The 22,166-nt window shown below is 59.0% G+C and carries 24 protein-coding genes; 8 read left to right on the top strand and 16 right to left on the bottom strand.

Annotated elements, in window-relative coordinates; all coding sequences use genetic code 11:
* The first annotated feature begins 189 nt into the window (after positions 1 to 189).
* Positions 190 to 978 (top strand): inner membrane protein YpjD, encoded by a 789-nt coding sequence (locus ACB035_RS13020; protein WP_203119288.1) that lies wholly within the window; start codon positions 190 to 192, stop codon positions 976 to 978.
* 42 nt (positions 979 to 1,020) lie between these two features.
* A complete protein-coding gene (locus ACB035_RS13015) occupies positions 1,021 to 2,301 on the top strand; it encodes an HlyC/CorC family transporter (RefSeq protein WP_005348906.1) in 1,281 nt (426 codons plus the stop codon).
* Between the two features lie 40 nt (positions 2,302 to 2,341).
* Here the strand turns inward: ACB035_RS13015 and ACB035_RS13010 are convergent, their stop codons facing one another.
* On the bottom strand, positions 2,342 to 2,812 hold the full coding sequence (locus tag ACB035_RS13010) for an Rrf2 family transcriptional regulator (RefSeq protein ID WP_005340388.1): 471 nt from the start codon (positions 2,810 to 2,812) through the stop codon (positions 2,342 to 2,344).
* A gap of 111 nt (positions 2,813 to 2,923) precedes the next feature.
* Here ACB035_RS13010 and hmpA point away from each other — a divergent pair, with 111 nt between their 5' ends.
* Positions 2,924 to 4,117, top strand: a complete 1,194-nt coding sequence (gene hmpA / locus ACB035_RS13005) for an NO-inducible flavohemoprotein (RefSeq protein ID WP_371167423.1) — start codon at positions 2,924 to 2,926, stop codon at positions 4,115 to 4,117.
* Between the two features lie 100 nt (positions 4,118 to 4,217).
* On the opposite strand, the gene ACB035_RS13000 is transcribed toward hmpA, so the two are convergent.
* From ACB035_RS13000 to ACB035_RS12975, 6 genes are all read right to left on the bottom strand, one after another.
* Complete coding sequence (locus ACB035_RS13000) at positions 4,218 to 4,829, bottom strand: tetratricopeptide repeat protein (RefSeq protein ID WP_371167434.1); 612 nt, start codon at positions 4,827 to 4,829, stop codon at positions 4,218 to 4,220.
* A 368-nt stretch (positions 4,830 to 5,197) separates the two neighbouring features.
* Positions 5,198 to 6,133, bottom strand: a complete 936-nt coding sequence (gene mdh / locus ACB035_RS12995) for a malate dehydrogenase (protein WP_005340384.1) — start codon at positions 6,131 to 6,133, stop codon at positions 5,198 to 5,200.
* Between the two features lie 221 nt (positions 6,134 to 6,354).
* Positions 6,355 to 7,017 carry an arginine ABC transporter permease ArtM gene (gene artM, locus ACB035_RS12990; protein WP_005348902.1) on the bottom strand — a complete coding sequence of 221 codons (663 nt, stop codon included), beginning with the start codon at positions 7,015 to 7,017 and terminating at the stop codon, positions 6,355 to 6,357.
* A gap of 3 nt (positions 7,018 to 7,020) precedes the next feature.
* A complete protein-coding gene (gene artQ / locus ACB035_RS12985; protein ID WP_371167422.1) occupies positions 7,021 to 7,671 on the bottom strand; it encodes an arginine ABC transporter permease ArtQ in 651 nt (216 codons plus the stop codon).
* Positions 7,672 to 7,674: 3 nt separating this feature from the next.
* Complete coding sequence (locus ACB035_RS12980) at positions 7,675 to 8,412, bottom strand: transporter substrate-binding domain-containing protein (protein WP_005340381.1); 738 nt, start codon at positions 8,410 to 8,412, stop codon at positions 7,675 to 7,677.
* A gap of 24 nt (positions 8,413 to 8,436) precedes the next feature.
* Entirely contained in the window at positions 8,437 to 9,177 is a 741-nt protein-coding gene (locus tag ACB035_RS12975) for an ATP-binding cassette domain-containing protein (RefSeq protein WP_005357971.1), read from the bottom strand.
* A gap of 201 nt (positions 9,178 to 9,378) precedes the next feature.
* On the opposite strand from ACB035_RS12975, the gene argR reads away from it, so the two are divergent.
* A complete protein-coding gene (gene argR, locus ACB035_RS12970; RefSeq protein ID WP_005340378.1) occupies positions 9,379 to 9,849 on the top strand; it encodes a transcriptional regulator ArgR in 471 nt (156 codons plus the stop codon).
* 90 nt (positions 9,850 to 9,939) lie between these two features.
* Here argR and ACB035_RS12965 read toward each other — a convergent pair whose 3' ends face one another.
* The 5 genes from ACB035_RS12965 to glnK all read right to left on the bottom strand — a co-directional run bounded on the left by ACB035_RS12965 (position 9,940) and on the right by glnK (position 15,335).
* Positions 9,940 to 10,845, bottom strand: coding sequence for a Dyp-type peroxidase (locus ACB035_RS12965; protein WP_064338814.1), 906 nt, complete (start codon positions 10,843 to 10,845; stop codon positions 9,940 to 9,942).
* Between the two features lie 103 nt (positions 10,846 to 10,948).
* A complete protein-coding gene (locus ACB035_RS12960; protein WP_371167421.1) occupies positions 10,949 to 11,983 on the bottom strand; it encodes an ABC transporter ATP-binding protein in 1,035 nt (344 codons plus the stop codon).
* A gap of 82 nt (positions 11,984 to 12,065) precedes the next feature.
* Positions 12,066 to 13,691 (bottom strand): iron ABC transporter permease, encoded by a 1,626-nt coding sequence (locus ACB035_RS12955; RefSeq protein WP_100654581.1) that lies wholly within the window; start codon positions 13,689 to 13,691, stop codon positions 12,066 to 12,068.
* A gap of 39 nt (positions 13,692 to 13,730) precedes the next feature.
* Complete coding sequence (locus ACB035_RS12950) at positions 13,731 to 14,738, bottom strand: Fe(3+) ABC transporter substrate-binding protein (protein WP_005357960.1); 1,008 nt, start codon at positions 14,736 to 14,738, stop codon at positions 13,731 to 13,733.
* A 258-nt stretch (positions 14,739 to 14,996) separates the two neighbouring features.
* On the bottom strand, positions 14,997 to 15,335 hold the full coding sequence (glnK, locus tag ACB035_RS12945) for a P-II family nitrogen regulator (RefSeq protein ID WP_005341406.1): 339 nt from the start codon (positions 15,333 to 15,335) through the stop codon (positions 14,997 to 14,999).
* Positions 15,336 to 15,536: 201 nt separating this feature from the next.
* Between glnK and arfB the strand changes: the two genes are divergently transcribed.
* Together arfB and ACB035_RS12935 are read left to right on the top strand one after the other, a co-directional pair.
* A complete protein-coding gene (gene arfB, locus ACB035_RS12940; protein WP_021230947.1) occupies positions 15,537 to 15,953 on the top strand; it encodes an alternative ribosome rescue aminoacyl-tRNA hydrolase ArfB in 417 nt (138 codons plus the stop codon).
* A 32-nt stretch (positions 15,954 to 15,985) separates the two neighbouring features.
* Positions 15,986 to 16,477 (top strand): methylated-DNA--[protein]-cysteine S-methyltransferase, encoded by a 492-nt coding sequence (locus ACB035_RS12935; protein WP_371167420.1) that lies wholly within the window; start codon positions 15,986 to 15,988, stop codon positions 16,475 to 16,477.
* Positions 16,478 to 16,837: 360 nt separating this feature from the next.
* Here the strand turns inward: ACB035_RS12935 and ACB035_RS12930 are convergent, their stop codons facing one another.
* From ACB035_RS12930 to tapT, 4 genes are all read right to left on the bottom strand, one after another.
* Positions 16,838 to 17,263: a hypothetical protein gene (locus ACB035_RS12930; protein WP_005340360.1), complete on the bottom strand. Its 426-nt coding sequence runs from the start codon at positions 17,261 to 17,263 to the stop codon at positions 16,838 to 16,840.
* A gap of 194 nt (positions 17,264 to 17,457) precedes the next feature.
* Positions 17,458 to 18,231 (bottom strand): peroxide stress protein YaaA, encoded by a 774-nt coding sequence (yaaA, locus tag ACB035_RS12925; RefSeq protein WP_371167419.1) that lies wholly within the window; start codon positions 18,229 to 18,231, stop codon positions 17,458 to 17,460.
* A gap of 47 nt (positions 18,232 to 18,278) precedes the next feature.
* The gene (tapU, locus tag ACB035_RS12920) at positions 18,279 to 19,388 is read right to left on the bottom strand and encodes a type IVa pilus ATPase TapU (protein ID WP_005340356.1); all 1,110 of its coding nucleotides are present in this window, start codon (positions 19,386 to 19,388) and stop codon (positions 18,279 to 18,281) included.
* 28 nt (positions 19,389 to 19,416) lie between these two features.
* Entirely contained in the window at positions 19,417 to 20,451 is a 1,035-nt protein-coding gene (gene tapT / locus ACB035_RS12915) for a type IVa pilus ATPase TapT (RefSeq protein ID WP_005340354.1), read from the bottom strand.
* Between the two features lie 39 nt (positions 20,452 to 20,490).
* Here tapT and ACB035_RS12910 point away from each other — a divergent pair, with 39 nt between their 5' ends.
* Positions 20,491 to 21,192 carry a YggS family pyridoxal phosphate-dependent enzyme gene (locus ACB035_RS12910; RefSeq protein ID WP_371167418.1) on the top strand — a complete coding sequence of 234 codons (702 nt, stop codon included), beginning with the start codon at positions 20,491 to 20,493 and terminating at the stop codon, positions 21,190 to 21,192.
* 142 nt (positions 21,193 to 21,334) lie between these two features.
* Positions 21,335 to 22,159: a pyrroline-5-carboxylate reductase gene (gene proC / locus ACB035_RS12905; RefSeq protein WP_323906462.1), complete on the top strand. Its 825-nt coding sequence runs from the start codon at positions 21,335 to 21,337 to the stop codon at positions 22,157 to 22,159.
* Positions 22,160 to 22,166 lie beyond the last annotated feature (7 nt).

Raw genomic sequence — 22,166 nt, 5'->3', positions numbered from 1 at the left:
TCTTGGCGTAATAAATTGGGGGCATTATAACCCAGAGCGGGCGCGAGGACGATTATTCACCGCACCGCAGCAGCAGGGAGCTTCTCCCTATATATGGGCAGATCGGCCGTTGCACAACTGGCGAGCACTTCTCGTGCAAGGTATACTGCCCCTCTTACCCTCAAAAGCTTGTGCAACAACGACCTGGTTATGATCGTAATCTCTGTTCTGGCCCTGGCGTTTTATCTGCTGGCCATCATCGCCTCCCTGCATCTGTTACTGAGCGCCAAGCCGGTGGGACAGCGCTCCCTGTTTGCCTGTATCGGATTGGCCCTGATCGCCCACGCCAGCACCCTCGGTTCAGAGGTATTGCAGAGTTACGGCCAGAACCTGAGCATGCTCAACGTTGCCTCGCTGGTCAGCCTCATCATCAGTTGCTTCATGACTTGCGTAACCCGCCGCTTCAACGGCTGGATCCTGCTGCCGGTGGTCTACAGCTTCTCGGCCCTGTTGCTGGCTGCCAGCGCCTTGATCCCGGGTCGCTACATAACCCATCTGGAGGCCCATCCCCAGCTGTTGCTGCACATCGGCCTCGCCCTGATGGCCTACTCGGTATTGATGATCGCCTGTCTGTTTGCGCTGCAGCTCGCCTGTCTGGACAAGCAGCTTAAATCTCGAAAAATCAGCAACCTGCCAGCCATGCCGCCACTGATGACAGTGGAGAAACGGCTGTTTCAGTTGATCTCTGCAGGGGTGCTGCTACTGACACTCTCCATCGCTTCCGGCCTCTTCTTCCTCGAAGATATGTTCGCCCAGGGCAAGTCTCACAAGGCAGTGCTCTCCATCCTGGCATGGTGTGTCTACGTGTTGCTGCTGTGGGGTCATCACACCTATGGCTGGCGCGGCCGCAAAGTCATCACGCTCAGTCTGATCGGCAGCTTCATCCTGACTCTTGCCTACTTTGGCAGTCGCTTCGTCAAAGAAGTGCTGTTGAGCTGACACCTATACTCTTTTAGCCATACCATCCAACAGGAGCCCTTTTTGGACAGCATCTCAACGAGTACATTACTGATTGTTCTCGTTATCTTGATCCTTCTTTCCGCCTTTTTCTCCAGTGCCGAAACCGGCCTGATGTCCATCAACCGCTACAAACTGCGGCATCTGGCACAGACCAAACACAAAGCCGCACGTCGCGTTGAGCAACTGCTCGCCCGCCCCGATCGCCTGCTGGGGCTGATCCTGATCGGCAACAATCTGGTCAATATTCTCGCCTCCGCCATCGCCACCATCGTCTGTATCCGGCTGTTTGGTGATCTCGGGGTCGCCATCGCCACCTTCGGGCTGACCCTGGTGGTACTGGTATTCGGTGAAGTGACCCCCAAGACCCTGGCCGCCATGTTTCCGGAGAAGATCGCCTATCCCGCCTCCTGGATCCTCAAGGGGCTGATGGTGCCGCTCTCGCCGCTGGTCTGGCTGATCAACGGCATCACCAGCGGCCTGCTCAAGATGCTGAAGATCAATCCCAACAAGGATGACTCCCTCAACACCGAGGAGCTGCGCACCATCGTCAATGAGGCGGGTAACCTGATCCCCCAGCGTCACCAGGAGATGCTGCTGAGTATTCTGGATCTCGACAAGATGCTGGTCGAGGACATCATGGTGCCGCGCAGCGATATCTACGCCATCGACATCAACGATGACTGGAAGAGCATCCAGCGCCAGCTGGCCCACTGCGCTCACACCAAGATCCTGCTCTATCGCGACAACATCGACGACGTTGTCGGCTTTTTGCACGCGCGCGATGCCCTGCGGCTGGTAGCCAGGGACCAGTTCAACAAATCGAGTCTATTGCGTGAAGTGGACGAGATCTACTTCATTCCGGAAGGAACGCCGCTCAACGTGCAGCTGGCCAAATTCCAGCGCAACAAGGAGCGAATTGGCCTGATCGTCGACGAATACGGCGACATTCAGGGGCTAATCACTCTGGACGATATTCTGGAAGAGATCGTGGGCGACTTCACCACCTCCATGACGCCAGCGCCGAGCGACGAGATCCACCCCCAGTCAGATGGTTCTTATCTGGTCGAAGGCTCAGCCAATATTCGTGAGCTGAACAAGGAGATGAACTGGCATCTGCCCATCGACGGCCCGCGTACCCTCAACGGTCTGATCCTCGAATATCTGGAGGAGATCCCCCAGCCCAACATCGGGATCCGGCTGGCCGGTTATCCTATCGAGATCCTCGATGTGGAGAACAACATGGTCAAGATGGCGCGGATCATGCCGGCATCGTACCGGGCGGAATCGGATTCGCAAGATTGAAAAAGGGCTGCCAGTGGCAGCCCTTTTCTGTTGCTCATCGTCACTGTTCATCTTCATCATCCGGCTCCAGCACCAGCGTCGGGATCAACTCGCCAAACACCCGTTGCAACTCGTCGCGGTTGGCCAGCAGGTCTTGCAGCGTATAGCTGTCCATCACCGCCAGAAACGCATCCATCGCCTCTTTCAGCGCACTCTTGAGCAGACAGACAGAGACGATGTGACAAGCGGGCGAACCGCAGTCAATGCCGTCCAGATTGCCTTCCAGCGCCCTGATCACCTGCCCGATATTGATGGTGGCGGGATCGCAAGCCATACGAATACCGCCATTCTTGCCCCGCTGGGATTGCAGATAGCCCAGCTTCACCAGCTGATTGACCACCTTCACCATGTGGTTGCGGGAAACGCCATACAGGGCCGATACCTTGGCAACGCTCGACAACTCCCCTTCCGGCAGGGTGGCAAGATAGAGCAGGGCTCTCAATCCAAAATCTGTATAACTGGTTAGTCTCATAAAACCTGATTAGCGCGATGCGAAAAGTGGAGTATTGATTCAAATCAAATAAACATCTAGGATGCCACTTATTAAATGACATTTTATATGTTCAATTAGAACGAGGCCCCTATGCTAGATCAAACCACCGTTGCCGTCATCAAAAGCACCATTCCGCTGCTCGAATCGGCAGGCCCTGCCCTCACCCAGCACTTCTACCAGCGGATGTTCAGCCATAACCCGGAGCTGAAAGATATCTTCAACCTGGCCCACCAACGCAGTGGCGGCCAGCCGCTGGCCCTGTTCAATGCAGTCGCCGCGTATGCAAAGAATATCGACAATCTGGGAGCGCTCGCCGGTGCGGTCGAGCGGATTGCGCACAAACATACCGGATTCCTGATCCAGCCAGAACAATATCACATTGTAGGTAGTCATCTCTTGGCCACGCTCAAAGAATTGGGCGGAAGTGCGGTCACCAACGAGGTGCTGGAGGCATGGGGCAAGGCGTATGGCGTGCTGGCCGACATCTTCATCGGCCGCGAGCAGGAGATCTATCAGGAGAAGGCCAATCAGGATGGCGGCTGGCAAGGTACCCGCACCTTCATCATCAAGGAGAAGCGAGCCGAGAGCGCCCTCATCACCTCCTTCCTGCTGGCTCCGGAAGATGGCAAGCCGGTGCTGGCCTTCAAACCGGGCCAATACCTCAGCATCAAGCTGGTTCACCCCGAGCTGGAATATCAGGAGATCCGCCAATACTCCCTCTCCGATGCCCCTAACGGGCAGGATTACCGCATCAGCGTCAAGCGTGAGCCACAGGGTCAGGTCTCCAATCTGTTGCACGATCACCTGCAGGCGGGTGACAAGATCGAAGTGATGCCCCCCACCGGCGATTTCTACCTGAAAGCCGACAGCCAGACCCCGGTGGTACTGCTCTCCGCCGGTGTCGGCGTGACACCGATGATGAGCATGCTCAACAAGCTGCTGGCGAGCGGCCATCAGGCTGATATCACCTGGCTGCACGCCTGCGAACAGGGCGCTGTACACGCCTTCCGGGAGGATATTCAGCAAAAATCCCGCCAGCATCCCAACTTGCTGAGCCGGATCTGGTATCGGGAGCCGGAGGCCAGTGATGTGCAGGGTCAAGATTACGATCTGGCCGGCACCATGGATCTGACGGCCGTGAAGGAGCGCATCACGCCTGAGGCCCACTACTACTTCTGTGGCCCCGTCGGCTTCATGCAGGAGATCAAGCGGCAGCTGCTGGCGGCTGGGGTGCCAACGGAGCAGCTCCATTACGAAGTTTTTGGCCCCCACCAAGATCTCTAAAGCGCGGGCAGCCATATAACAGAGGGAGGTTCCGGCCTGTCATGGCACGGCGGCTGGAACCGGACCCACAGGTGCAGATCTGTGGGTCATTTTTTTTGGATCAGTGCATCGCCTTGGCGCGGGCCACCACGTTGGCCGGCATCCGGTTGCCAAGGCGGTTGAGCAAACTCGCCGCCTTCTGGTGCTGCGCCTTGTCACCGATGACAGAGCCATGGAGCCAGCGATAGGCGTCCTCATAATCGAGCGGACTGCCCATCCCCTGCAACAGCATCTCGACCCACTCGATGCGGGCCCGCAGAAAACCGAGGCTGGCCGCCTCGCGCATCAGAGTCTCGGCTCGCACCAGATCCTTCTGCACCAAAGTTCCTTTCCAGTAGTAGCGACCCAACTGCTCCAGCGCCGGCGCCAACCCCTGATTGGCCGCCTCCCACATATATTGCACGCCGAGCTCGGCGTTGGACTTGGTACAGACCCCCCACGCCAGCATATCCCCCCAGAGGAATTGATAGGCCGGGATCTTCATCACCGAGGCGCGCGCTTCGATATCCTGAGTCAGCTGACAGCGATCCTGCTTCACCTGAGTGAGGTGGCGCCCCTGCTCAATCCAGTTGAGCAGCTCGTCCTGACGATAGAGCGGCACCGCCTGCAACTCGCCAGCGGCCAGAGGTGCGGGAGGCGCCACTACAGCGGCAGGTTCAGCCGGTTTTGGCAGCGGCGCGGCCCCCTCGCCACTGCTGGCAACGGGCGTGACCGGCTCGGCCGGAAGCAAGACGGGGACAGCCTCAGAGGGCGCTGGCGTAGCAGCAGAGACAGGCGCCGTTGCCACCGCAGCACTGCTTGTGGTCGGTGCAGATGCACTGGCTGCAGGCGCATCGCTCGATACGGCGGCCGATACCGCCTCGGCACCATAGAGGGGCGCGGTGAATGCACCGACAAGAACGAGAAGGGTAAGGGGTTTCATCATAAGGATCTCCTGCTGCACTCTGTTATCGGCACCAAGCCCCATCCCCTTAGCCTGCCGGGCGGATCTCATCAATATAAAAGGGAGCCGAAGCTCCCTTGTTGGCACGGTTGACCCGCTTACTTGACGAAATCGACACCCAGCTGGATATCGGCTTTCAGGGTAGCCAGCATGCCTTCCATCGCTTCCTGCTCGAAGGCGCTCAGCTTGCCGTAATCCAGTACGGTTTCGACGCCGTTCTTGCCCAGCAGTACCGGCTGTGCGAAGAAGGTGGCGTGCTCGCCGTTGCCTTCCACGTAGGCGCACTCAACAACGTTGGCTTCGCCCTGCAGACCCTTGATAAGGGAGAGACCAAAACGGCAAGCCGCCTGACCCATGGAGAGGGTTGCGGAACCGCCACCGGCCTTGGCTTCAACCACTTCGGTACCGGCATTCTGGATGCGCTTGGTCATGGCAGCCACTTCTTCAGCGGTGAAGGAAGCGCCTTCAATCTGGGAGAGCAGCGGCAGAATGGTGACGCCACTGTGACCACCGATCACGTTGACGCGAACCTTGTCGATGTTCAACCCTTTGGCGGCGGCCACGAAGGTCTCGGCGCGGATCACGTCCAGGGTGGTGACACCGAACAGGCGACGCTTGTCATAGACACCGGCTTTCTTCAGCACTTCGGCGGCGATAGCCACAGTGGTGTTGACCGGGTTGGTGATGATGCCGATCAGTGCTTTCGGGCAAGTGGCCGCGCACTTCTCGACCAGATTCTTGACGATACCGGCGTTGATATTGAACAGGTCGGAGCGATCCATCCCCGGCTTGCGTGCCACACCGGCTGAGATCAGCACCACATCGGCCCCGACCAGCGCAGGAGTCGGATCTTCACCGCAGAAGCCCTTGATGGCGACGTCGGTAGGAATATGACTGAGGTCAACGGCCACACCCGGAGTAACCGGGGCGATGTCATACAGGCTCAGCTCGGAGCCAGCCGGCAGACGGTTTTTCAACAGCAGAGCGAGGGCTTGACCGATGCCACCAGCGGCACCCAGAACGGCAACTTTCATGATCAACTCCATGTTTAAGCGTAGGTTTAAGGTTGTTTGTTGTTGTGCGCCCAACCTTAATGGATCCCCCCATAAAAAACAATCTGATAACAGTTGCAGTCACGGGTTCTGTGAGCCACGAAACATGCGGGAGCAAAAATTGGAGGGAAATACAAAAAGTTGGAGGAGAAGCACAGTTTTTCTGCACTTCCTCTTACCATAAAGAGGTAGATTTGAAGGTCTCAGGATTGGAATGCCAGCGCCCGTTTTTCACACCAGCGAAAACCAATTGTTAACAATCCGTTCATCGCCAGATAAAGCCCACCAGCCACCCCGAACACAGCCAGGGTATCGTAGGTCTGGGCGTTCAACCCCTGCGCCAGCCCCATGATGTCCATGATGGTGATGGTACTGGCGAGGGAGCTCCCCTTGAGCACCAGGATCACCTCGTTGGAGTAGGCAGGCACCAGATGACGGGCGGCGTGGCGCACCTTCATCCACAAGGTCTGGCGGCCGTTAAAGCCAAGCGCACGACACGCCTCTACTTCACCGGCCGGGATGGCATCGAGCGCCCCCTTGAACAACCGGGTGGAGTAGGCCGCCGTGTTGAGACCCAGCGCCAGCACGGCGCAGAACCAGGGCTGCTTGAGCAGCGGCCAGAGCGGGCTGGCTTTCAGCCACTCAAACTGACCCGGCCCGTAGTAAATCAGGAAGATCTGAATGAGCAGCGGCGTACCGGTAAAGAGCAGCACCCACAGCTGCACCAGCTGGGTCGCTACCGGCAGGCGCAACTCCAGCACCCAAGTCATCAGGGCCGCCAGCACAATACCCAGCAGCAGGCTGAACAGGGTCAGTTCCAGCGTGGTGACCAGACCGCCCAGCAACGTAACGAGATACTCTTGCATCAGTTAGCCTCCGTAGCGGCGGGTGTAGCGGGCAGCCAGCCCGAGGCCGTACTCGCTCACCAGACTGATAGCCAGATAGATGAGGGCCGCGGCGGCATACCAGGTAAAAGGTTCATAGGTACTGGCCGAGGCCATCTGTGCCTGACGCATCATCTCGTTGACCCCGATAAGCGACACCAGCGCGGTATCTTTCAGCAACACCAGCCACTGGTTGCCGAGGCCCGGCAGGGCATGACGCCACGCCTGCGGCAACACGATGCGAAAGAAGATGTGGCTCTTGCCAAGCCCCAGCGCCAGCGCCGCCAACCGTTGACCTGAAGGCACCGCATTGAGCGCCGCCCGCAGGGTCTGGGTCGCATAGCTGGCGAACAGCAGGGAGAGCGCCAGCACGCCACAGGCGAACGGGCTGAACTCCACATACTCGCCAGTGATGAGGAACAACACCTGGGTCGAGCCGAAGTAGATGAACAGCACCACCAGCAACTCGGGCAGGCCACGGATCAGCGTGGTCAGGGTGGCCACCGGCCACACCAGCGCACGCTTCTTGCTGAGCTCGGCGGCACTGAACGCCAGTGCCAATACCATGCCCCCGACCAGTGATGCCAAGGCCAGCCCGAGGGTCATCCAGGCTGCATCCAACAACAGGCTCAACATGGCTTACTGCGCGAAGTATTTGTCGAAGATTTTCTGATAGGTGCCGTTGGCCTTGATCTCGGCCAGCCCCTTGTTCAGCTGGGTCAGCAGCTCCTGATTGCCCTTGGCGACCGCGATGCCAAAGCCGGTACCGAAGTACTTGGCATCGGTCACCGGCGCCCCCACCACCGCATACTCCTTGTGCTGCTTCAGCCAGTCGGCAGCAACTGCAGTATCGGCAAAGACACCGTCGGTACGGCCATTCATCATGTCGAGGAAGGCGCTCTGGTAGCTGGCATAAGGCACGGTCAGCAGCCCCTTGCTCACCCAGTTATCCACCAGATAGGACTGGTGAGAGGTGCCGTTCTGCACACCGACTGTCTTGTCGACCATCTCTTCCGGCCCCTTGAAGGCCCCTTTCTTGGCGACGAATACTGCCGAGTTCTCGTAATAGATGTCGGAGAAATCGACCTGAGCGGCCCGCTCAGGGGTTACGTCCATGGCGGCGATGGCCGCATCATAGCGACGGAATTTGAGGCTGGGGATCAGGCTGTCGAAGGCCTGGTTGTGGAAGCTGCACTCCAGCTTGGCCTGCTCGCAGATGGCGCGCGCCAGATCGATGTCAAAACCCTGAAACTCGTTCTTGTCATCCAGGTATTCGAACGGTGCGTAGGTGGCCTCGGTGGCGAACTTGATCTCTTTGGCCATGACGGAGGTACTCAACAGGCCCATGGCAGCAACCAACAACAGACTCTTTTTCATGACAGCTTCCTTATCGATTCAATATCAATGCATCAAGAATTCGGCAAACCGGCTGGTTTGCGGGGATTGGAAAATGGCAGCGGTGCCGGATTCGATGATCCGCCCCTTCTCCAGATAAATCACCTGGCTGGCCACCTTGCGGGCAAAGTCGACCTCGTGGGTCACCACCACCTGGGTAATGCCGGTCTGGCTCAGGTTACGGATGATCTCGGCCACCTCCTTGGTGATCTCGGGATCGAGGGCAGCAGTCGGCTCGTCAAACAGCAGCACTTCCGGGTCCATCATCAGGGTACGGGCAATGGCCACCCGCTGCTGCTGACCGCCAGAGAGGCGTGCCGGCCAGGCATCGCGCTTGTCGGCCAGTTGCAGTTGGGCCAGCAGGTAGGCCCCCTTCTCGATGGCGGCCTCCTTGCTCATGCCGAGCACCTTGACCGGCGCTTCAATCAGATTCTCCATCACAGTGAGATGTGGCCAGAGATTGTACTGCTGGAACACCATGCCCACCTTGCGACGCAGCAGTTGGGACTGGCGGTTGAATTCGGCAGCAGAGAGGGAGTTCGGGAAAGAAAATTCACTTTCACCAATCCGCAGAACACCCGCATCCGGGGTATCCAGCAGATTCATCATCCGTAGCAGGGAACTCTTGCCAGCACCGCTCGGGCCCAGCAACACCAAGGTTTCACCGGGGGATGTCCGAAAACTGACCTGTTGCAGAACCGGCACCTTGTGCCAGGACTTCTCGATACCTATTAATTCAATACCCATACAGCCCAATTGAATAAGTTTTCAAAATTTCATCCCGATTCTATCCCTAATAAAGGTTGATGCAAGCCATTTTTGAATCAATATGCAGAACAAGCGCCGCTTCCTTGCAAAAAACGGCATATGAATGCAAAATGGCCCCGCTGTTCGTATCTGCCGCCTGTATCGCACAGGCCGCCACACCTCCTCATTCGTGAGACCAAGATGAAACACAACGACAAGCAAGAAAAACTGGCCAAGGCCTTTAAAGCCTTGCTGAAAGAAGAGCGCTTTGGCTCCCAGGCAGAAATCGTCACCGCCCTGCAAGAGCTGGGGTTCGAGAACATCAACCAGTCCAAGGTGTCGCGCATGCTGAGCCGCTTCGGCGCCGTTCGCACTCGCAACGCCAAGATGGAGATGGTCTACTGCCTGCCGGTGGAACTGGGCGTGCCCACCACCTCCAGCCCGCTCAAGAATCTGGTACTGGACGTCGATCACAACGGCGCACTGGTGGTGATCCACACCAGCCCGGGCGCTGCCCAGCTGATCGCCCGCCTGCTCGACTCCCTCGGCAAGGCAGAGGGGATCCTCGGTACCATCGCCGGTGATGACACCATCTTCATCACCCCGACCAGCGACACCGATATCGAAGAGCTCTATCTCTCCGCCCTCGAGCTGTTCGAACAGACGCCATAATGGCCACCACCGCGTCATAGCGGTCACGCCAGAACGAAAAATCCCGGCCAAGGCCGGGATTTTTGTTTTCTGAGTCTTCGTCAGGCGGGCTTATTTGCCCTGCGCCATCAGAAAACCCTCCGATGGGGCGAAGAAAGCGGCGCCGGTCACCGCCTTGGTGAAGCGCAGCAGGTGATCGAAGTGGCTGCCCTCCCCCTTGTACATGCTGGCCAGCATGGCGTTGAAGTGCTGTGGTGTGCGGCAGCAGGAGATGAAGTAGAGCCCCTGCTCGGTCATGGTGCCCCAGGGCATGCTCTGGCGCAGGATCTCCATGGACTCTCCCTTCGGGGTCTTGAGGTTGACCCGCTTGATGTGGGCGGTCAGCGGCTTGGCAGCAGACTCATACTCGATGTTGTCGGGCTTGGTGCGACCGATAATGTCTTCCTGCTCTTTTTGCGCCAGCTTCTCCCAGTCGCTCATGGCGTGGACCCAGCGCTGGACATGAATGTAGGAGCCACCGGCAAACTCGCCTTCCGCCAGCAGCGCCACTTCGGCACGGTGTTCATCCTGCGGGTTCTCGGTGCCATCAACGAAACCGGTCAGGTCACGGAAATCCAGATTGCGGAAACCGCGCACCTCTTCGGCCAGCTCGACCAGTCCGGCCAGCAGCGCCATCACACGGTGACCAGCGTGGTGCAGCACGTCCACCCGATCGGCGCGCAGCTGAATAAAGAGATCAAACGGGGTGTTGGGGGCTTCCTGACCGTTGGCGGATTGCGCCATAAAGCTGCGGAACTGGGGCGGACGGGCGGCAGGATAGAGACCATCCCAGGCATCGGCACCAACGGCAACCAGACCGCTGAACCCGGCATCGGGGAAATCGGCAGCCACCGCTTGCCACAAGGCGGGCAATTTGGCCAGACGGCCGACCAGTTCGGCGGCATCACCGGTACGATTGAACATCAGATAGAGGGCGTGCAGATTCGGCTCTGCGCAGATCCCGGCTTGGGCTTTCATATATCTCTCCCCTGAGTAGGCGTTAGCGTTACGGGCTATTTGCGTTGCGCGATTATAAACCAGAGTGGATCCAGTTCTTTGATTTCACGACGATATCACGCGTTCAGGGCAAAGGGTCAAACAACACCAATCCATGGGGAGCGACCTTGATCCGTGCCCGCATCCCATCAAGGGGCTCGCCAATGCTCGCCTCCAGCTGCAGATCGCCACACTCGAACAGCACCCGGCAGTGGTGGCCGAGGAACTGCTGTTCCACCACCTTGAGCTCCCCATCTGCGGCGCTCTCCAGCAGCAGTTGCTGGGGTCTGAGCATCAGCTGCAACTGCTCGCCCACCACCTGGCCATGGGGCTCGCTGCCACAGATGACCCCGAGCGCCGTCTGCACGCAGTGGCTGTCCACCACCTCGGCAGCCAGATAGTTGACCCCGCCGAGAAACTCCGCCACGAAGCGGTTTTGCGGGCGGCGATAGAGCTGCTCAGGCTGGCCCACCTGCTCGATGTGACCGGCGCGAAACAGCGCCAGCCGATCGGCGAAGGCAAACGCCTCCTCCTTGCTGTGGCTGACGAAGATGGCGCCGATCCCCTGCTGCTTGAGCAGGGCGCGGATCTCGAGGATCAACTTCATCCGCACCTGGGTATCGATGTTGGAGAAGGGCTCATCCAGCAGCATCAGCCGCGGCTTGCACACCAGCGCCCGGGCGATGGCTACCCGCTGCTGCTGACCGCCGGAGAGCTGGTGCGGATAGCGATCCCCCAGCCCCTGCAGATTGACCAGCGCCAGCGCCTCGTCCACCTGCTGCTGGCGGGCGCGGCGATCGAGTTTGGTCAGGCCAAAGCCGACGTTGTCAGCTACCGTCAGGTGGGGGAAGAGGGCGTAATCCTGAAAGATCATCCCGATATTGCGCGCCTCGGGCGGCACGCTGGCACCCGGCCCGTCGAGCAGGGTATCGCCGAGGCGAATAGAGCCCTCTGCCAACGGCAGCAGCCCTGCGATGGCCTTGAGCAACGTGGTTTTGCCGCAGCCACTGGCTCCCAGCAGGCAGACGATCTCATTGTCTGCCACCGTCAGGGAGAGCTGTTCCAGCACATTGCGGCCGTTGTAACGGCAGCTGACATTTTCAACCTGCAAACAGGACAAGGCTGACTTCCTCTCGTTTCTGGCGGCGCGCTGCCTTTCGGTTCAGCACACCGCATGCAATTTCATTGACCGACGCGGCGACTCAGTGGCCCGGACTGTCCAGAGTGCGGTTGACCCAGATCAGCGGCAACAGTCCTACCAGCACAATGACGATAGCCCCCAGCGCGCCGCGCTCCAGCATCTCGTCCGAGACAAACTGATAGACGTGGGTCGCCAGAGTATCGAAGTTGAACGGCCGCAGCAGCAAAGCGGCGGGCAGCTCCTTCATGGATTCGATGAATACCAGCATGGCACCGGCAAACAGACCACGGCGCACCAGCGGCAGATGGACCCGCCGCAGCATGCCGCCATCCCCCTGACCCAGGGAGCGGGCCGCCATGTCGAGGCTGGGGGAGATCTTGCCCATGCTGCTCTCCACCGAGCCGATGGCGATGGCCACGAAGCGCACCAGATAGCCGAACACGATGGCGGTGATGGTGCCGGTCAGCAGCAAGCCCGGGCCCTGACGCCCGAGCCACTCGGCCAGATCGTTGATGGCAAAGTCGAGGGCGGTGAGCGGCACCAGCACCCCGATGGCCAGCACTGTGCCCGGCATGGCGTAGCCCATGGCGGCGATGCGCAGGGGCAACAGACTCTTTATCCCGCCATCAAGGCGGCGGAAGAAGCCTAGCAACAGGGCAATCCCCATCGCCAGCAGAGCGGTCAGCGCCGAGATAGCTAAGCTGTTGCCGGCGAAGCGGACAAACTCCGGCGTCCACGACAATTCGAAGTAGCGCACCCCGTAGTCGAGCAGGATGACGAACGGCAGGCCGAAACCGGCCAGCACCAGCCCCCAGCACCAGAAAGCGGCCAGAGCGCGACTCATCCCCTTGAGCGGATAGCGCAGCGGCTGCTCATGGCCCATGGACTTCTGGAACACCTGCTGCCGACTGCGCGAGCGGCGCTCCAGCGCGATCAGCAGCACCACCGCCAGCAGCATCAGGCAGGAGAGTTTGGCCGCAGTGGCCAGACTGCCGTAACCGAGCCAGGTGTCGTAGACCGCCGTGGTCAGGGTGTTGATGGCAAAGAAGTGTACGGTGGCGAAATCGGCCAGCGTCTCCATGGCCACCAACGATACCGCCACCATGATGGCGGGGCGCGCCAGCGGCAGACTGAGACGACAAAAGCTCTGCCACGGGGTACAGCCGAGCAGGCGGCTGGAGTGGATCAGGCTGACCGACTGCTCGAGAAAAGAGGCTCGAGTCAGCAGATAGACATAGGGGAACAGCACCAGCGCCAGCCCCCAGGCGGCGCCGCCAAGGGAGCGAATGGCCGGAAACCAGTAATCGGCTGGACTGTTCCAGCCAAAGAGTGCGCGCAACCCGGCTTGTAGCGGGCCCGAGTAATCGAGTAAGTCGGTATAGACGTAGGCAACGATATAGGAGGGCATGGCCATTGGCAGCATCAAGGCCCACTGCAGGGCACGGCGCCCCGGCACCTGACACATGGCCACCAGCCAGGCGGTGGGTACACCAAACAGCAGGCTGAGCAGTACCACGCCGACCACCAACCCCAGGGTATTGCCCAGATAATCGAGCAGTACGGTATCGGCGAGGTGGCGAAACAGCTCCCCCTCAGCCGAAAAGGCAGAGAAAAGCAGGGCTATAACCGGTAAACCCAGCAGCAGTGCGATGGCCCAGCTGCCGGTCATCCATCCAAAATTTTTCATGAGACCACAGATGTTGATGGGGCCGTTGGCCCCATCTGATTACAAGTCGAACTTCACTTCATCCAGCAACTGCAAGGCGTCCTTGCGGTGCTTGGCGTAATCGCTGACCGGTAGCGCGTCAGACTTGAAACTGCCCCAGGACTTGACCATGGCGGAAGGCTCGACTCCGGCCTTGACCGGATATTCGGCGTTCACATCCGCATACATGTGCTGGGCGGTGTCACCAGCCAGAAACTCCATCAGCTTCTGGGCCTCGGCCTTGTTCTTGGCATACTTGGTCATGGCCACGCCGCTCACGTTGACGTGGGCACCGCGGTCAGCCTGGTTCGGGAAGTTGATATAGACCGCATCCGCCCAGGACTTCTGAGCAGGATCTTTCAACATGGCGCCCAGATAGTAGCTGTTGCCGAGTGACACGTCACAGATACCATCCTTGATCGCCTTGACCTGATCCCGGTCGTTGCCCTGCGGCTTGCGCGCCAGGTTGGCCTTGACCCCTTCCAGCCAGGTTTTGGTCTCGGCCATGCCGTGATGGGCAATCATGGAGGAGACCAGCGCCACATTGTACTCATGCTTGCCGCTGCGGGTGCAGATTTTCCCTTTGAATTCCGGTTTGGCCAGATCTTCGTAGCTGATGGTATCGAGCTTGCCGAGGCGCTCCTTGCTGGAGTAGATGGCGCGAACCCGGGTGGTCAGGGCGAACCAGCGATTCTCCGGATCACGATAGATGGCGGGGATGTTCTCCTGCAGGATCTTGCTGTCTACCGGCTGCACCAGCCCCTTGTCCACCAGATCGGTCAGACGGCTGATATCGACGGTCAGCATCAGGTCGGCCGGAGAGAGCTTGCCTTCCCGCTCCAGACGCTCGTTCAATCCCTCTTTGGCGAACACCACGTTCACCTTGATGCCAGATTCCTTCTCGAACTGCTGGATGATGGGCTTGATCAGCTCATCCTGCCGGTTGGAGTAGACATTCACTTCCCCGGCCGCCAATGCCGACTGAGCTGCCAACGCAGAGAAAGCCAGTGCCAACATCTTCATTTTCATCATCCATTCCTTGATTAGCTATACAGAGTGATAACGATTTCCGTTTGCATTCTGCATACATCTTATAAGCGGATCAAGAAAGCTCGCCGTCGCCACATCACATATTTAATCACCCATAAATGAAAAGGGCCGGATGGAATCCCATTCGGCCTCTTCTGAGCAAAACGTTATGTTGATCAGGCTTCAATAAGCGCTCACTCCATCGGGAATTCCCGACATTGGGAGGTCAACAGATCTGTACGTCACGGATGCGGTTCATCACAGCGCCTCGTCGTCACTCTCGCCGGTGCGGATGCGCACCGCTTGCAGCAAGTCGTAGACAAAAATCTTGCCGTCGCCGATCTTGCCGGTATAGGCCGCCTTGCAGATCGCCTCAATCACCCCTTCCACGTTATCATCGGCGGTGGCAATCTCCAGCTTCACCTTCGGCAGGAAGTCGACCTGATACTCGGCTCCCCGGTATAATTCGGTGTGTCCCTTCTGGCGGCCAAATCCCTTGACCTCGGACACGGTCAGCCCTTCCACCCCCAGGTTGGCAATAGCCTCGCGGACATCGTCCAACTTGAACGGTTTGATAATCGCACTAATCAGCTTCATCTGGTTGCTCCCAATCCATGGTGTGTCATGAATCGGGTTTCAATTCTTATGCCAAGTATTTTTATTGTTTTATTTCATATGGATAGAGTTTAATGCCTGCGCCATTCGCCAGGCACATCCCCATAACCGGCCAGTACGCCCCATAATGAGGCACCATGCTGCAGCGGTCAGCGGGTATGCACCAAACAAGAGCAAAACAGCATGTTAGTTATCTCCAACAGCGTCACGATTCCCTGGCATGAGCTGCAATTTCAGACCATGCGGGCACAGGGCAACGGTGGACAGCACGTCAACAAGACCGACTCCGCCGTCTGGTTGCGCTTCGATTACCGCAACTCTCCCAGCCTGACGCCCCTCTACAAGGAGGGTCTCGACAAGCTGAGCGACAGCCGGGTACACGATGGCTTTATCCTGATCCGGGTCGAGAGCCATCGCAGCCAGGACATGAACCGCAAGGAGGCGATGAGCCGTCTGGTGGAGTTGCTGAAGAAAGCAGCCTGGCGACCCAAGGCTCGTCATGCCACCAAGCCGACCCGCAGCTCCCAGCGCAAACGGGTCGATGCCAAGAAACGCAAGGGGGATATCAAGTCCGCCCGCGGCAAACCGGTTCTGGACTGAGCCAGCCCCCAGCCCCCAAAGGATGTCAGCCGATGAGATACAGTTTTTGCGACAGCGCCCGCGGCCCGCTGCTGGTCTCCATCGATCAGGATGGCCTGCGCCACGTGGAGTTTATGCACGGGGAGCGGCCCGTCATGCCGCAAACTGACTGGCAACGGGATGACAAGGCGCTGGCCCCCTATCTCGCCCAGTTCACCGCCTATTTCGCCGGAAAATTGCAGCAGTTCGATCTACCCATGGCAGCGAAGGGCACCCCGTTCCAGCAAACAGTGTGGAACGCTTTGTGTGATATCTCCTATGGCGAGACCGTGAGCTATCTCGAGATTGCCCAGGCTATCGGCAATCCCAAGGCAGTGCGAGCAGTAGGCGCTGCCAATGGCCGCAATCCGCTGAGCATCATAGTGCCCTGCCATCGGGTGATCGGACGCAGCGGCGATCTGACCGGCTATGCTGGTGGCATTCCCATCAAGCGCTGGTTGCTGGCACTGGAACAGGCAGGCACAGCATTCGAGCTGGTCCCATGACACGATGACCGCCCCGGAGAGGAACGGGACAATATCGTGGCCAAAATGAAAAGGCTTTCAGCCAGTAGCCACGCTTTGCTGACAAGATGAACAGAAAATGAAGAATCGCCTCAGAACTACTTCAGATTGAGCTTGGCATGATGGCTCCATACTTGAATGGCACGGCTCATTCGCTGATTCAAGTAGCACCCATGTGACGCTTCCAATCTGTCTTTTTCCCCGCGCCTCCTCTGAGGCGCTTTTTTTGTGCCGACACAACAGGCCACCACCCAAGCTGAATGGCCTGAACGCCACAAAATCTGCGCCCGCCCAAAAACCAAGAGGCGAAGGATCATCCTTCGCCTCTGACGTAACAGCTGGCTACTCGCTCTGGGGCAGGAACTGCAGCTCCGGCGCCGAGGAGGTCAGCACATCGGCGCAATAATCCCAGGTCGAGATGCGATAGTGCTGCAGATCTTCATCCAGATGCAGGCCGTCCGACTCCTGATGGAACCAGCTGGCAAAACGGGATGGGGTGATGAGCTGGATCTGCTCTTCGATAGCGTGGCTATCCTTCCCCTCGGCCAGATCGCAATCTTCGATGACCCGCAGGGCATAGATATGGCGAAAATAGACCCGGCAGAGGATTTGCGGGGGCAGATCGATGCTGCGTGCCCGACCCAGCATGATGGTCAGGGAGTCGCTCCAGAGATCCTGATGCAGCTCGGCAACGACCAGCCCGGGTGGGAGCTGGCGGGACGGAGCCCAAGGTACGGCAACCTGCCGAATGGCATTTTTCTGTTCCATATTCACCTCACGACGACTCGCTCCCTGTCTTGAGTCTATCTGAACCACATAGTCCCGGCGAAGGCAATCGATGGACAATAAAAACGGCAATAAAAAAGCCGACGTATCAAACGTCGGCGAATAAAAAGTGCTTACAACAGAGGATTCACATATTCAGACCCGTGGGTCGAAAGATTGGTTCCCTCTTTTTGTAATTAATTTTCGGCGCGTTTAAACATCAGGGTATTGGCGTCCGACTCTTCCGGCACGAAGTAGTAGCCCTCGGCGTTGAAACCGGTCAGCTGTTCCACCTCGGTCAGACGGTGCTTGATGATGTGGCGAGCCATCATGCCGCGCGCCTTCTTGGCGTAGAAGCTGATGATCTTGAACTGGCCATTCTTCTCATCCTTGAACACCGGTGTGACAATCCGCCCTTTCAGGCTCTTGGGTCGTACCGACTTGAAATACTCGTCGGAGGCCAGATTGATCAGCATTTCATCCCCCTGCGCAGCCAGCGCGTCGTTTAGGTGGTGAGTGATCACCTCCCCCCAGAACTGGTAAAGATCCTTGCCGCGACTATTGTCGAGCTTGGTCCCCATCTCCAGCCGGTAGGGCATCATCAGGTCGAGGGGACGCAACACGCCATAGAGGCCTGAGAGCATCCGCAGGTGTGCCTGAGCGAAGTCAAAATCGGCCTCGCTGAAATCCTCCACCGCCAATCCGGTGTAGACATCCCCCTTGAAGGCCAGCAGCGCCTGACGGGCGTTGGCAGGGGTGAAATCTAGCTGCCACTCGGCAAAACGGGCAGCATTGAGACCGGCCAGCTTGTCGCTGATCTTCATCAGAGTAGCGATCTGGTCAGGGCTCAGTTGGCGGGCACGACTAATCAGTTCGGCGGAGTGATCCAGCAGCTCGGGTTGGGTGAAACGGGGTGTCACCAGCGGTGACTCGTAATCCAGCGTCTTGGCCGGGGAAACCACAATCAGCATAACGTTCCTTTATGGCGAGGGGCCGAACGGCAGAGCAGCCCCATGATTCATTCATCCAGCGTCACATTGTCCAGCGTGCCTGTGCCGAGCCGCTCGCGACCGGAGAGCTTGATCAGCAGTCGCAGGTCGTTGGCCGAGTCGGCGTGGGCGAGTGCCTCACTGTAGCCAATCTGGCCGGCGCAGAACAGGCTGAAAAGCGCCTGATCGAAGGTCTGCATACCCAGCTCGGTCGATTTGGTCATCACCTCCTTGAGGCGATGCATCTCTCCTTTGCGGATAATGTCGGTGATGAGCGGGGTATTGAGCAGGATCTCGAACGCGGCGCAGCGCCGCTTGCCATCCATACTCGGCACCAGCTGCTGGGCGACGATGGCCTTGAGGTTGAAAGAGAGATCGAACAGGAACTGGCGGTGTTTGTCTTGCGGCACCAGATGGAGGATGCGATCCAGCGCCTGGTTGGCATTGTTGGCATGCAAAGTGGCGAGACAAAGATGGCCCGTCTCGGCGAACTGCAGGGCAAACTCCATGGTCTCCTGACTTCGGATCTCGCCGATCAGGATCACGTCCGGCGCCTGACGCAGCGAACTTTTCAGCGCCACATCGAACGACTCGGTGTCGATCCCCACCTCTCGCTGGGTCACCAGACTGCGACCATGCTGATGAACGAACTCCACCGGATCTTCCACCGTCAGAATGTGACCATCGGCATGCTGGTTGCGATAGCCGATCATCGCTGCCTGGGTGGTCGATTTGCCCGCCCCGGTGGCGCCGACAAACAGCACCAGTCCCCGCTTGGCCATCGCCACCTCTTGCAGGATCTTGGGTAGCTGCAGATCTTCAAAGGTGGGAATGCGGGTCTCGATACGCCGCACCACCATGCCGGGCAGCTCCTGCTGCCAGAAGGCACTGACCCGAAAACGGCCAAGCGCTTCGCGATAGATCGCGTAGTTGGCCTCCTTGGTGCGGATATAGCGCTCGAAGTGATCGCTGCTGAGGGTATCCCTGACCAACGTCAGCGCCCCCTTCTTGTCGAGCGCTTCCCCCCCCAGCGACACCAGATGGCCATTCACCTTGAGGGTGGGCGGCGAGCCCACCGTCACAAACAGATCCGATCCCTTTCGCTCGACCAGCTCGCTCAGCAGATCATCCAGATTCATCATCTATCCCTCCCTGGGTGCGAGTCGCTTAAATGCTGTTGGGATCGACGGCCTTGGCCTTGGCATCGAGGGATGCCACCACACCGCGACTCACCAGCTGCTTGAGACTCTGATCCATGGTCTGCATGCCGTGGGTCATCCCGGTCTGGATCACCGAGTAGAGCTGGGCAATCTTGTCCTCCCGGATCAGGTTACGCACCGCCGGAATGCCCATCATGATCTCGTGGGCCGCCACTCGGCCGCCACCAATGCGCTTGAGCAGGGTCTGGGAGATGACCGCCCGCAGGGATTCGGAGAGCATGGAGCGCACCATGTCCTTCTCCGCACCGGGGAAGACGTCGATGATACGGTCGATGGTCTTGGCCGCCGACGAGGTGTGCAGGGTGCCAAACACCAGATGGCCAGTTTCGGCGGCGGTCATGGCCAAACGAATGGTCTCAAGGTCGCGCATCTCGCCCACCAGAATGATGTCCGGGTCTTCCCGCAGTGCCGAGCGCAGGGCGTTGCTGAAGCTCTTGGTATCACGGTGCACTTCCCGCTGGTTCACCAGACAGCGCTTGTTCTCGTGGACGAATTCGATGGGGTCTTCGATGGTGAGGATATGGTGATGGAAGTTCTCGTTGATGTAGTTGACCATGGCCGCCAGGGTGGTCGACTTACCGGAACCGGTCGGGCCGGTCACCAGTACCAGACCCCGCGGGAACTCGGCGATCTTGCGGAAGATCTCCGGCGCATCGAGATCCTCGAGGCTCAGCACAGTGCTGGGGATGGTACGAAATACCGCGCCCGAACCGCGTGCCTGCTGGAAGGCGTTGACCCGGAAACGGGCCAGATTGGGTACCTCGAACGAGAAGTCGACCTCGAAATTCTCCTCCAGCTCCTTGCGCTGATGGTCGTTCATGATGTCGTAAATGAGGGCATGCACTTCCCGATGTTCCAGGGCGGGCAAATTGATCTTGCGAACCTCACCATCAACCCTGATCATCGGGGGAACCCCGGCCGAGAGGTGTAGATCCGAGGCTTTATGCTTTACACTGAAAGCCAATAACTCTGTGATATCCATAGACTTGTCATTCTCCCATCACAAGATCACTAACGAAATATGAACCAGATTGCCCAGCACCTGTTTCAGGTAAAGGAACGTATTGCCCAGGCCGCCGAACGGGCGAGCCGCAACCTGCAGCAGATCCGCCTGCTGGCCGTGAGCAAGACCAAGCCGGTCGAGGCCATCATGGCTGCCCATGCCGCAGGTCAGCGCTGCTTTGGCGAATCCTACGCCCAGGAAGCAGCGGCCAAGATCGATACCTTGCGCCAGCAGCCGGAATATAGCGACATAGAGTGGCACTTTATCGGCCCTTTGCAATCGAACAAATCCAAACTGGTCGCCGAACGGTTTGACTGGGTGCAGAGCGTGGATCGGGACAAGCTGATCGACCGCCTCAACAACCAGCGCCCAACTACAATGGCACCGCTAAATGTTTGTCTGCAAATCAATATTAGCGGAGAGAGCAGCAAATCCGGAACGTCGGAACAAGAGATTTTCCGCCTTGCCGAGCTGGTCTCTCACAGTGAGCGACTGGTGCTGCGGGGGCTGATGGCCATTCCCGAGCACACCAGCGACGAGGGCGTACTGGCCGCCCAAATGACCCGTATGCAGACTCTGTTCACCGAGCTTGCGCGACAATACCCCTCGGTGGATACCCTCTCGATGGGGATGACCGAAGATCTCGAACTGGCGATCGCCCACGGTAGCACCATGGTGCGGGTCGGCACCGCCATCTTCGGCGCCCGTGACTACTCATAGGCAAGGCCAGCGGATAACCCATACGTCCGCCTCTTGCCGCGACTTCATCAACAGGAGCGTTTGATGGAACACCAAATTCTGGCATCTGGTGGTGCAGGCAGCACCCACCCCGCCGCGACCCCATGTGCAACAGGAGCATCTGATGCAGCATAGAACGCTGGCCTTTATCGGCGCGGGCAACATGAGCCGCAGCATCATCGCCGGACTGGTCAAGGCGGGTTATCCCGCCGAGCAGATCACTGCTGCCAACCCCAGTCTGCCCAAGCTGGAGGCGCTGGCGAGGGAACATGGCATTCGCATCACCCAGAGTAATGCCGAGGCGGCCCGTGACGCCGAAGTGATCGTGCTGGCGGTCAAGCCGCAGTTGATGGCCGGCATGCTGGCAGCGCTGGTTGCCGAGCTGGGCTCCCTTGAGGGCAAGCTGCTCATCTCCATCGCGGCCGGTATCAAGGTGGCGCGCCTTGGCGAGATGGCCGGTGGCCATGACCGCATCATCCGCACCATGCCCAATACCCCTGCTCTGCTGGGTCTGGGCATGACCGGTCTCTATGCACCCGAACATATTGCCGCCGCGGATCGCGACTTTGCCGAGCAGATGATGCAGGCGGTCGGCAAGACCCTCTGGGTGGAGCAGGAGTCCGGCATCAACGGCGTCATCGCCGCGGCGGGCAGTGCTCCGGCCTACTTCTTCCTCTTTATGCAGGCCATCGCCGAAGAGGCGGAGGCACTGGGCTTCTCGCCCGAGCAAGCACGCCTGCTGGTGCAGCAGACCGCGCTGGGCGCAGCCGCCATGGTGGAGCAAAACCCGGAGCTGGCGCTGCAGACCCTGCGTGAGCAGGTGACCAGCAAGGGCGGCACCACAGCCGAAGCCATCAAGACATTCCAGCAGCAGGGGCTGATGCCGCTGACTGCGCAAGCCATGCAGGCAGCCGTTGCTCGCGCCACCGAAATGGAAACCCTCTTCTAACAGGAGC

The sequence above is a fragment of the Aeromonas sp. S12(2024) genome (assembly GCF_041402305.1).
Classification (GTDB): Bacteria; Pseudomonadota; Gammaproteobacteria; order Enterobacterales; family Aeromonadaceae; genus Aeromonas; species Aeromonas veronii.
This window is presented reverse-complemented; position numbering and strand designations above follow the sequence as displayed.

What these genes read in the sequence shown, in the direction of transcription:
- artQ (WP_371167422.1), bottom strand. Translation starts at nt 7,671, where the DNA reads ATGTTGAGCCTGTTGTTGGATGCAGCCTGGATGACCCTCGGGCTGGCC.
- tapU (WP_005340356.1), bottom strand. Translation starts at nt 19,388, where the DNA reads ATGAATCTGGATGATCTGCTGAGCGAGCTGGTCGAGCGAAAGGGATCG.
- yaaA (WP_371167419.1), bottom strand. Translation starts at nt 18,231, where the DNA reads ATGCTGATTGTGGTTTCCCCGGCCAAGACGCTGGATTACGAGTCACCG.
- mdh (WP_005340384.1), bottom strand. Translation starts at nt 6,133, where the DNA reads ATGAAAGTTGCCGTTCTGGGTGCCGCTGGTGGCATCGGTCAAGCCCTC.
- ACB035_RS13010 (WP_005340388.1), bottom strand. Translation starts at nt 2,812, where the DNA reads ATGAGACTAACCAGTTATACAGATTTTGGATTGAGAGCCCTGCTCTAT.
- ACB035_RS12980 (WP_005340381.1), bottom strand. Translation starts at nt 8,412, where the DNA reads ATGAAAAAGAGTCTGTTGTTGGTTGCTGCCATGGGCCTGTTGAGTACC.
- hmpA (WP_371167423.1), top strand. Translation starts at nt 2,924, where the DNA reads ATGCTAGATCAAACCACCGTTGCCGTCATCAAAAGCACCATTCCGCTG.
- tapT (WP_005340354.1), bottom strand. Translation starts at nt 20,451, where the DNA reads ATGGATATCACAGAGTTATTGGCTTTCAGTGTAAAGCATAAAGCCTCG.
- ACB035_RS12965 (WP_064338814.1), bottom strand. Translation starts at nt 10,845, where the DNA reads ATGAAAGCCCAAGCCGGGATCTGCGCAGAGCCGAATCTGCACGCCCTC.
- argR (WP_005340378.1), top strand. Translation starts at nt 9,379, where the DNA reads ATGAAACACAACGACAAGCAAGAAAAACTGGCCAAGGCCTTTAAAGCC.
- ACB035_RS12930 (WP_005340360.1), bottom strand. Translation starts at nt 17,263, where the DNA reads ATGGAACAGAAAAATGCCATTCGGCAGGTTGCCGTACCTTGGGCTCCG.
- ACB035_RS12975 (WP_005357971.1), bottom strand. Translation starts at nt 9,177, where the DNA reads ATGGGTATTGAATTAATAGGTATCGAGAAGTCCTGGCACAAGGTGCCG.
- ACB035_RS13020 (WP_203119288.1), top strand. Translation starts at nt 190, where the DNA reads ATGATCGTAATCTCTGTTCTGGCCCTGGCGTTTTATCTGCTGGCCATC.
- artM (WP_005348902.1), bottom strand. Translation starts at nt 7,017, where the DNA reads ATGCAAGAGTATCTCGTTACGTTGCTGGGCGGTCTGGTCACCACGCTG.
- ACB035_RS12910 (WP_371167418.1), top strand. Translation starts at nt 20,491, where the DNA reads ATGAACCAGATTGCCCAGCACCTGTTTCAGGTAAAGGAACGTATTGCC.
- proC (WP_323906462.1), top strand. Translation starts at nt 21,335, where the DNA reads ATGCAGCATAGAACGCTGGCCTTTATCGGCGCGGGCAACATGAGCCGC.
- ACB035_RS12950 (WP_005357960.1), bottom strand. Translation starts at nt 14,738, where the DNA reads ATGAAAATGAAGATGTTGGCACTGGCTTTCTCTGCGTTGGCAGCTCAG.
- ACB035_RS12955 (WP_100654581.1), bottom strand. Translation starts at nt 13,691, where the DNA reads ATGAAAAATTTTGGATGGATGACCGGCAGCTGGGCCATCGCACTGCTG.
- glnK (WP_005341406.1), bottom strand. Translation starts at nt 15,335, where the DNA reads ATGAAGCTGATTAGTGCGATTATCAAACCGTTCAAGTTGGACGATGTC.
- ACB035_RS12935 (WP_371167420.1), top strand. Translation starts at nt 15,986, where the DNA reads ATGAGATACAGTTTTTGCGACAGCGCCCGCGGCCCGCTGCTGGTCTCC.
- arfB (WP_021230947.1), top strand. Translation starts at nt 15,537, where the DNA reads ATGTTAGTTATCTCCAACAGCGTCACGATTCCCTGGCATGAGCTGCAA.